Origin of the sequence: Bradyrhizobium sp. (assembly GCF_016462955.1) — a bacterium.
In the GTDB taxonomy this organism is placed as follows: domain Bacteria; phylum Pseudomonadota; class Alphaproteobacteria; order Rhizobiales; family Xanthobacteraceae; genus Bradyrhizobium.
Genome location: NZ_JAEMSD010000311.1, coordinates 1 through 8,339 on the forward strand (window position 1 = coordinate 1; position 8,339 = coordinate 8,339).

Genomic DNA, 8,339 nt, shown 5'->3' on the forward strand with positions numbered 1-8,339 from the left:
CGTCGGCAGCGTCGGGTTGGAGACGTAGATGCGCACCGGTCCGTCACGACGTGGCGTCGGCGCTGGTTTCGTTTCGGCGCCAGATGCGGCGACGTCGATATCCGCTTCGAGCTCCGCATGAAGCCCGACGCCGAGCAGGTGCTGCTGCAACTCGCGGTCGGCGGCAAGGCGCGCGGAGTCGATGATGCGGTTGATGCGGCCGTTGACCATGATCGCGACATTGCGCGAGATCGCGGTGGCGACGCCGATGTTCTGCTCGATCACGAGCACGGCCATGTCGCCGTCTTCGCCCAGCCGCAGCAACATCTCCTCGACCTGCGCCACGATGACGGGCGCGAGGCCTTCGGTCGGCTCGTCCATGACGAGCAGATGCGGGTTGGTGAGCAGCGCGCGCGAGATCGCGAGCATCTGCTGCTCGCCGCCAGAGAGCTGGCCGCCGCCATGACCCTTGCGCTCGGCGAGGCGCGGGAACGTGTCGTAGATGCGCTCGACGGTCCACACGCCCGGCCGCAGCCCGCCGGCGAGCCGCAGATGCTCGTCGACGCTGAGCGAGCGCCAGAGCCGGCGTCCCTGCGGCACGTAGCCGACGCCGAGCCGCGCGATCTGGGCCGGCGACCGCCGGGTGATGTCCTCGCCGCGGACGCGGATCGAGCCGCCGCTTACGGCAACCAGTCCCATGATCGCCTTGCACAGCGTGGTCTTGCCCATGCCGTTGCGGCCGACGACGGAGAACACGCCGCTCTCCAGCGTGAGGTCGACGCCCTGCAGCGCGTGGGAGTGGCCGTAGTAGACGTCGAGGCCGCGGACCTCGAGCGCGGCACTGGAGCGGCGGGGCTCATTCATGGCCACCCCCGAGATACAGCTCCTGCACCTCCGGATCGGACTCGATCTCCTCCGGCCGCCCTTCTTTGAAGATGCGGCCGTTGTGCATCATCGTGACGCTCTCGACGACGCGGAGCGCCACGTCCATGTCGTGCTCGATGATGATGTAGCCGATATGCGCCGGCAGCGAGGTCAGGATCTCGATCAGCTCGGCGCGTTCGGTCGGCGACAGTCCGGCGGCTGGCTCGTCGAACAGCACGAAGCGCGGTGCGCCGGCGAGCGCGAGCGCGATTTCGAGCTGGCGCTGCTGGCCATGCGCGAGCTCGGCCACGCGCTGGTCCTTCACGGCGGAGAGATGCACGGCCTGGACCAGATTGTCGGCCGCATGCATCAGCGCATCGTTCTGTCCCGGACGCAGGAACGAGAAGCGCCCGCGCGAGACGCCGCGGCAGGCAAGATAGACGTTGTCCTGCACGGTGAGGCCGGGAAACAGCGCGGAGATCTGGTAGGTGCGGCGCAGCCCTCGCCGGATGCGCTCATAGGGCGGGAAGTGCGTGACGTCCTCGCCGAAGAAGCGGATGGTGCCGGAGGATGGCGGGAAGTCGCCGGTAATGCAGTTGAACAGCGTGGTCTTGCCGGCACCGTTGGAGCCGAGCACGGCGCGGCGCTCGCCGGGCCGCACGGTGATGGTGACGTCGGTCAGCGCCGCCAGCGCGCCAAACATGCGCGTCACGCCGCGCAGTTCCAGCGCTGCGCCGGCACCGACGGCGGAGAGGCGACGGGCGACGCTATCCATGGCTGCGCCCTCCGCTGGAATGGTCGGCGCCGCGGCGCTGCCGCCAGCGCTGCCACAGCCCGATCACGCCGTCCGATGACCAGAACACGATGGCGAGGAAGCCGAGCCCGATCAACAGGCGGAAGCGGTTGCCGTCGAGCCCGATCCGCACCAGGAAGTCGAGCGCGAAAGTGCGCAGCAGCACGAAGATCAGCGCGCCGATGAAGGGGCCGATCGGGCGCGTGATGCCGCCGACGACGGCGATGATCAACACGTCGATGCAGGCGCCGACGCTGACCGAGCCCGGCGAGATCTGGCGGTAGTTCCAGACCTGGAGCACGCCGGCCAGCGCGGCCACGAAGGAGGCGAAAGCATAGGCGGCGACGCGGTGCGCATTGACGTTGAAGCCGAGCGCCGCCATGCGCCTGGGATTGTCGCGCACGCCCTGGAGCGCCAGGCCGAAAGGTGCGCGCGCGAGGTACTCGACGGCGAAATAGCAGAGCGCGGCGACCGCGAGCACGATGTAGTAGAAGGGGATGTCGGCGCGCCAGTTCACGCCCCAGAAGTGCGGCGTGGCCACGGTGTTGATGCCGGTATGGCCGTTGAAGATCGCCCAGTTCTGGTTGGTGAAGTAGTAGAAGGCCGCGCCGATCGCGAGCGTGATCATGATGGTGTAGATGCCCTCGGTGCGCACCGCGAGCGCGCCGCCGAGCGTGCCGAAGGCGGTCGCCAGCGCCAGCGCCATCGGCACCGCGAGCCACCACGGCCAGCCCAGGCTGATATTGGCGTTGCCGCTGACGCCGAACACCGCGACCATGTAGGCGGAGAAGCCCGCGATGGTGAGCTGCATCAGGCTGACCATGCCGCCGTAACCGGCCAGGAACATCAGGCTCAGCGCGATGGTACCGAGGATCAGGGTGGAGGCGAAGATCTCGATCAGGAAGAAGCCGCTGGCGATCAGCGGCATGATCAGCAGGATGGCCGCGACGGCCCAGGCGGCGGGATGATTGACCTCCGGCCACGCCCGTGCCGGTCGCTGCGCCAACGTGGCGGGGCGAACGGCGAGGCGGGGGGCATCGTGGGCGAGCGACATCTCAGCGCCTCGCCAACAGGCCTTGCGGCCGGATCGCCAGCACCAGCACCATGATCAGGAAGGTCACGACGATCGCGTAGGTGGGGATGTAGACCGAGCCGAGCTGTTCGGCGAGCCCGATGATCAGCGCGCCGAGTGCGGCGCCGGGGATCGAGCCCATGCCGCCGACGATCACGACGACGAGCGAGGCCAGCAGGAAGCGGATGTCCTCGCCCGGCGACAGCGACTGGAAGGTGCCGCCCACGACGCCGGCCATGCCCGCAAGTCCCGCGCCGAAGGCGAACACGGCGACGAAGACGAGCTGGATGCGCACGCCGGTCGCCGCCAGCATATCGCGGTCGTCGACGCCGGCGCGGACGATCATGCCGATCCGGGTGCGATTGAGCGCGAGCCACATCGCGACGCCGATCACCACGGAGGCGACGAAAATCACGAGCCGCACCGAGGGATATCTGAGATAGACCGGCTCGCCTGAGGATTTGATCGCCGTCACCAGCGGCAGCTCGACGGGGCCGATCAGCCAGTTCGGGGTCTGGATCTGGTAGAAATCGCCACCGCAGGCCCAGAGCATCAGATCGGCGAACACGATGGACAAGCCGATCGTCACCATGGTCTGCCTGAGATCCTGGCCCTCCATGCGGCGGAAGACGAGAACCTGGAGCAGCACGCCGACCAGGGCGGTCAGGATGAAGGCGACGATGAAGCTGAGAACCCAGGAGCCGGTCGCGGTGCTGACGGCGTAGCCGACATAGCCGCCGAAAAGATAGAGCGAGCCGTGCGCGAGGTTGACGTTGCGCATCAGCCCGAAGATCAGCGTGAAGCCGCTGGCGACGAGGAAGTAGAGGCCGCCGAGCGTGATGCCGTTGAACAGGGCGTTGAGGAAGACGCGCTTGCGGCCGATCGCCTGCTCCAGGCCCGGCGGCCAAACCGCGAAGATCAGCCAGAGCAGGATTGCGACGGCGATGATCGAGATCAGCGCCCAGGCCGGATGGCGTTCGACGAAGCGGCTCATGGCTTCACCTCGCCCCGCTTGCGGCCGGGCAGTCGTGTATCAGACCCGGTTGCTGTGCGGCCCATCCTTCGAGACGCCCGCTTTGGCGGGCTCCTCAGGATGAGGGCGGAGTGCGCGGCAACCGTCTCAACGTCCTTGATACCGATCAGCCTCACCCTGAGGAGACCGCGGAGCGGTCGTCTCGAAGGGCGAGGCGCTTGCTCAGGCCGCTCCGGGCAATCGCGTGTGACGACGCTCGTGCATGTGGAAAGAGGCCGCGTCGAAAACGCGGATTCACTCCAACCCTTGCCCAGCAAGCGGGGCGAGGGGGCATGCGAGCCGTTGCCGGCTGCGAGCCCTGCCATTGACGTGCGTCCTCCCGGACTCAGCGATCCTCTTGTCGGGATCGCGTTGCCGGCATCCTAGCCAGCGGGCGAGGGCGACGTTTGATCGTGAGTATCTTTTCGTGGCTCGCGCTCAGGCGCGCAAAATCTTGGCGGCGCGACGATAATCGGTCGGGGCCATCCCGACATTGGCGGCGAAGAAGCGGGTGAATCCGCTTTGCGAGGAGAAGCCGAGGTCGAAGCCGATATCGGCGATCGGCGCCTCGCTCGCCACCAGCGCTTCGAGCGCCTGTTCCATGATCAGCGTATTGAGATAGAGGTTCGGCGTGACGCCGGTCTGCACGCGGAACAGCCGGTAGAAATGCGGCCGCGACAGGCCGGATTCGCGCGCGATGGTGTCGAGCTCGATTTCGGCGCCGGGGCTTTCCGACATCATCTTGATGCATTTGCGCACGCGAAAGTCGGTGACGGCGCCGCTTGTGCGCGGATCGCGCGCGATCTCGGCCTGCTGCCAGCTTTCGTCGTAGCAGATGTCGATCAGCCGCCGCAGCTCGGAATCGAGGCTGGAGAGCGATGGTGCGCCGCACACGAGCGCCGCGGTCCGCCTGATATGCTTGTCGAGCGCGGGCGTGCGCTTGAATTGGGTGCGGCCGAAACGCAGCCGGTCGCCGCCCGAGGCATCGGGCGCGAACCATTCGGCATTGACGTAGAGCACGAAGAAGATGGCGCCGCCGTCGAGATCGGTCGGCAGGAAGTTGTGCGGCTCCCAGGGATTGACGGCGACGACGGAGGTTTCGGTGAGATCGTAATGTCCGTCGGACACGTCGATGCATGCCGGCATGCCGCCGACATGGAAGATCAGATGACCTTCGCGATGGGCGTGGATATTGAAAGGGCGGTTCAACTGATAAACCGTCGCCCGGCCGAAGCGGCCGTGGAAGACGGCGAGCGCACGGCTCATGCCTTCCCCTCCCGAACGTTCTTGTCTTTTCCGCCAGCGTTCAACAACACCGGCGAGATTGCAAGAGCGGAGAGCGACCGCGTCGGCGAGTCGCTCCCCGGTTGCGTCTGCCCGATGTGATGCGTCAGTACTTCTTACATTCAGGCACGGTGCGGCTCGGCAGCCCGATCTTGGCGAACACGGCCGGATCGTAGCCGAGCGTCTGGTTGACGTTCGGGATCACCTTCACGACCTTGCTGAACAGCGCGCCCTTGCCGTCATCGACGACCTCGGTGACGAAATTGGTGCCGATCGCCTGGCGGTTGGAGTCGAGCTTGATCTTGCCGTTCGGTGCGTCGAGCTCGATCTTCGCCAGCGCTTCCCTGTACTTCGCCTGGTTGTTGGAGAGGTCGCCATTGACCTGGCGCAGCGCCAGGATCAGCGCCATGGTTGAACCATAATAGTTGGTGGCCAGCAGCGACGGGCTGGGGAACCGCTTGTTCGGCGGGAAAGCGTCCTGATAGGCCTTCACGAATTTCTGCCAGCCCGGATCCTCCCAGGTGTCGGCCTGGCCGCTCGCCGCGATGGTGCCGATCAGGGCGTTCTTGGCGTTGCCCTTCGAGGACAGGATGGTCTGGTCGATCATGATGGAACCGCCCATCAGATGCGCCTTGCCGCCGGCCTGCTGATACTGGTTGAGGAAGTTGACGGCATCCGCCCCGCCGAGCCCGAGATAGATAGCATCGACGTCGTCGGGCAGGGCGGCGATCACCGAGGCGAAGTCTTTCGTCCCGAGCGGCACCCATTGCCGGTTGGTCACCTGTCCACCCATGCCGCAGAACTCGAGCACCAGCCCGAACACCTGGGTGTAGATGAAGGAGTAGTCCTCGCCGACGGTCGCGATCTTGCGATACTTCTTGTCCTCATAGGCGTATTTGCCGAGGCCGACCTGCCACTGCGCGCCGTCCATGTTGAAGCGGAAGAAATTCGGGGCAGGGTCGACATAGGTCGTTTCCTGCGCGCCCGAGGCCGCGTTGATGAAGGTCAGGTTGGGATGGCTCTTTGCGAAGTTCTTCACCGCGATGCCCTCGTCGCCGGAGAGCGGCGACAGCAGGATCTGCACCTTGTCCTGTTCGATCAGCTTGCGCACGGCGCGCACCGCCGAGTCCGGCGTCGCGTCGGTCGAGGCGACGATGAACTCGAGCTCCTTGTCCCCGACCTTCTTGCCGAGCACGTTGAGCGCGGTCTGATGGCCGCGCATGCCGTCCTCGCCGAGCACCGTGTAGGTGCCTTCGAGCGTTGCGGTCACGCCCACCTTGATCTTTTCCTGGGCGATGGCCGCGCCCGAAAGAAACAGGCTGCTCAACGCGAGCAGTCCGATGCTGCATTTCGACATGTGCTCCTCCCTGTGTCATCGCTTTTTTTGGCGCGACGATCCGTGATATGCCCGTGGCTCAATGCCCGCGGCTTTGGAGGAAAGCTATCCGAAGTCGGGTGCGCTGCACGCACCAGGGCCTCCTTCGGCTTGACCGGGAGTCTCATTTTGAATGTTGCGACGCGAGTGGTTTCGCGGTGCAGCAGCCACCCGCGCCGAGGGAGGCACTCCGGACGAACTCCCGGACGAGCGCGCTAGCCATAGTCTTCAGCAAGAAATTGGCTGATGGCATCGAACGCCTGCAGACGGTTCTTTTCGAGCAGAACCATGTGCGTGCCTTCGCCGATCTCGACCCATCGCCGGTAGGGAGCGTGTTTTAGCGCGAGAAAGAGATCCTGCGCCGAGGCGATGGGAACGTCCCGGTCCCATTCTGCGTGCACCAGCAGCACGGGCACCCTGATGTCGCCGGCATCATAGAGCCCCTTGCCGGCGGCCCAATATTCGCGAATGTCCAGGATCGGGCCGTTGACCGCTCGCATGACCGGAGGCGTTTGCGAGCTTCCCTGCGGGTCGGTCGCGAGCGAGATGTCGGCCCAGAGCTCGAAGCCGCCCGCCGGGATCAAGCTCGCTCGGGCGGCTTCCGGTGCAGCCGATAGCCAGCGCTCCCTGAAGTCCAGAACCGGGACCTTGCGATAGCCGCCGAGACGCCCGCCTGCATCGATGGGAGCCGGGCCTTTCAACAACCAGAGCGGGGCGACCAATGCGAGCTTGACGATCTTGTCGTTGTTCGCTGCGGTGTAGGCGCCGGCGACCGAGCCGCCCCACGACATCGCAACCAGATTGAGTTGCTTAATGCCGCGTTGCTTCAAGACGTGCGCGACTGCGCTGGCGAGGTCGCGCACGCCGGTCTCGGTACGCACGAGCGGTCCGGATTGCTCCGGCGGCGCGTCCATCTCGGGCGGGCGCGTCGATCGGCCATAGCCGCGCACGTCGAGCGCAAAGACGTCGTAACCACGGGCGGCGAGATGATCCATGAAGGAGACGCCTTCGACGGGGGTGTCGAAAAGGCTTTCCGACGCATAGGTCGCGCCGTGCATCATCAGGATGGTTCGCTCGGCGACGAAGGTCGTGAGCGTCGCGGGTCGCTTGTTGCGCAGGTGAAGCGAAATTCCGGCCGTGTCGCTCGGGATCATGAGGTCCTCGACCACGATCTCGGGCCTGTCGGCGCGCGCGCGAGCTTGCTGGTTCATGCTCGGTCTCCGTTCAGATGAATTGCCAGATAAAGCGTGCTCCGGTCCGGCTGATGCGGCCGGCCGATGACTGTGCGAAATGGGTGGTGAAGACAGTTGCGCCATGCTCGGCGGCGTCCTCCAGCACGAAGGCGCGCGAGCGCAAGGCCGCTTCCGGGAATTCGCAGAAGCACGAATTGAGCGAGGGCTCGTAGACCTGCAGCGGATGGTGCATCACGTCGCCGGCGAAGAGCGCCTGCTCGCCGCCGGACACGAGACGGATCGACGCGTGATCGATGCTATGGCCGGGCGTCGGAATGAACGAGATGCCGTCGAGGACCTCGCTCCCGTCCACTGCAATGAGCCTGGCAAGTCCGGCCTCGATCACCGGCCGGACGCTGTCGTCATAGACACGGTCGGCCGGCTTGCGCAGCGCGGGGCCGAGGGCCGGGGCCGGGCGGGCTGCGCCGATCGGCTCTGTGCCCGTGGCGAGGCTCTCGCCATAGGCCTGCTCGACCCCGGAGAAGACGTAGGTCGCTTTCGGGAAGGTCGGGCTCCAGCGCCCGTCGACGAGCCGCGTGTTCCAGCCGACGTGATCGGCATGCACATGGGTGAGCAGCACATAATCGACCTGCTCTGGCGTGACGCCCGCTGCAGCCAGCCGCGCCAGGAAGGGTTCGTTGAGCCGGTGGAGCGGCGGGATCTCCGGCCGGTTCTTGTCATTGCCGGTGGCCGTGTCGATCAGGATCGTGTGGTGCGGTGTCCTGACC

At 66.1% G+C, this 8,339-nt stretch carries 8 protein-coding genes; all 8 read right to left on the minus strand.

Features of this window, described 5'->3' with window-relative positions; all coding sequences use genetic code 11:
- Positions 1–843, minus strand: an 843-nt coding sequence (locus JHD07_RS26090) for an ABC transporter ATP-binding protein (protein ID WP_291627284.1), incomplete at its 3' end; no start/stop codon positions are given.
- Entirely contained in the window at positions 836–1,618 is a 783-nt protein-coding gene (locus tag JHD07_RS26095) for an ABC transporter ATP-binding protein (RefSeq protein WP_291627287.1), read from the minus strand. The genes JHD07_RS26090 and JHD07_RS26095, both read right to left, overlap by 8 nt.
- A complete protein-coding gene (locus JHD07_RS26100; protein WP_291627290.1) occupies positions 1,611–2,690 on the minus strand; it encodes a branched-chain amino acid ABC transporter permease in 1,080 nt (359 codons plus the stop codon). The genes JHD07_RS26095 and JHD07_RS26100 overlap by 8 nt, the downstream gene beginning before the upstream one ends.
- 1 nt (position 2,691) lies before the next feature.
- The gene (locus tag JHD07_RS26105; RefSeq protein WP_291627292.1) at positions 2,692–3,702 is read right to left on the minus strand and encodes a branched-chain amino acid ABC transporter permease; all 1,011 of its coding nucleotides are present in this window, start codon (positions 3,700–3,702) and stop codon (positions 2,692–2,694) included.
- A 456-nt stretch (positions 3,703–4,158) separates the two neighbouring features.
- A complete protein-coding gene (locus JHD07_RS26110; protein WP_291627294.1) occupies positions 4,159–4,986 on the minus strand; it encodes an AraC family transcriptional regulator in 828 nt (275 codons plus the stop codon).
- A gap of 124 nt (positions 4,987–5,110) precedes the next feature.
- Positions 5,111–6,361 carry an ABC transporter substrate-binding protein gene (locus tag JHD07_RS26115; RefSeq protein WP_291627296.1) on the minus strand — a complete coding sequence of 417 codons (1,251 nt, stop codon included), beginning with the start codon at positions 6,359–6,361 and terminating at the stop codon, positions 5,111–5,113.
- Positions 6,362–6,594: 233 nt separating this feature from the next.
- A complete protein-coding gene (locus JHD07_RS26120) occupies positions 6,595–7,590 on the minus strand; it encodes an alpha/beta fold hydrolase (protein ID WP_291627299.1) in 996 nt (331 codons plus the stop codon).
- Positions 7,591–7,603: 13 nt separating this feature from the next.
- The coding region (locus JHD07_RS26125) for an MBL fold metallo-hydrolase (RefSeq protein WP_291627301.1) at positions 7,604–8,339 on the minus strand (736 nt) is incomplete at its 5' end.

Coding starts and splice junctions, on each gene's coding strand:
- JHD07_RS26110 (WP_291627294.1), bottom strand. CDS start 4,986: ATGAGCCGTGCGCTCGCCGTCTTCCACGGCCGCTTCGGCCGGGCGACG.
- JHD07_RS26115 (WP_291627296.1), bottom strand. CDS start 6,361: ATGTCGAAATGCAGCATCGGACTGCTCGCGTTGAGCAGCCTGTTTCTT.
- JHD07_RS26105 (WP_291627292.1), bottom strand. CDS start 3,702: ATGAGCCGCTTCGTCGAACGCCATCCGGCCTGGGCGCTGATCTCGATC.
- JHD07_RS26095 (WP_291627287.1), bottom strand. CDS start 1,618: ATGGATAGCGTCGCCCGTCGCCTCTCCGCCGTCGGTGCCGGCGCAGCG.
- JHD07_RS26100 (WP_291627290.1), bottom strand. CDS start 2,690: ATGTCGCTCGCCCACGATGCCCCCCGCCTCGCCGTTCGCCCCGCCACG.
- JHD07_RS26120 (WP_291627299.1), bottom strand. CDS start 7,590: ATGAACCAGCAAGCTCGCGCGCGCGCCGACAGGCCCGAGATCGTGGTC.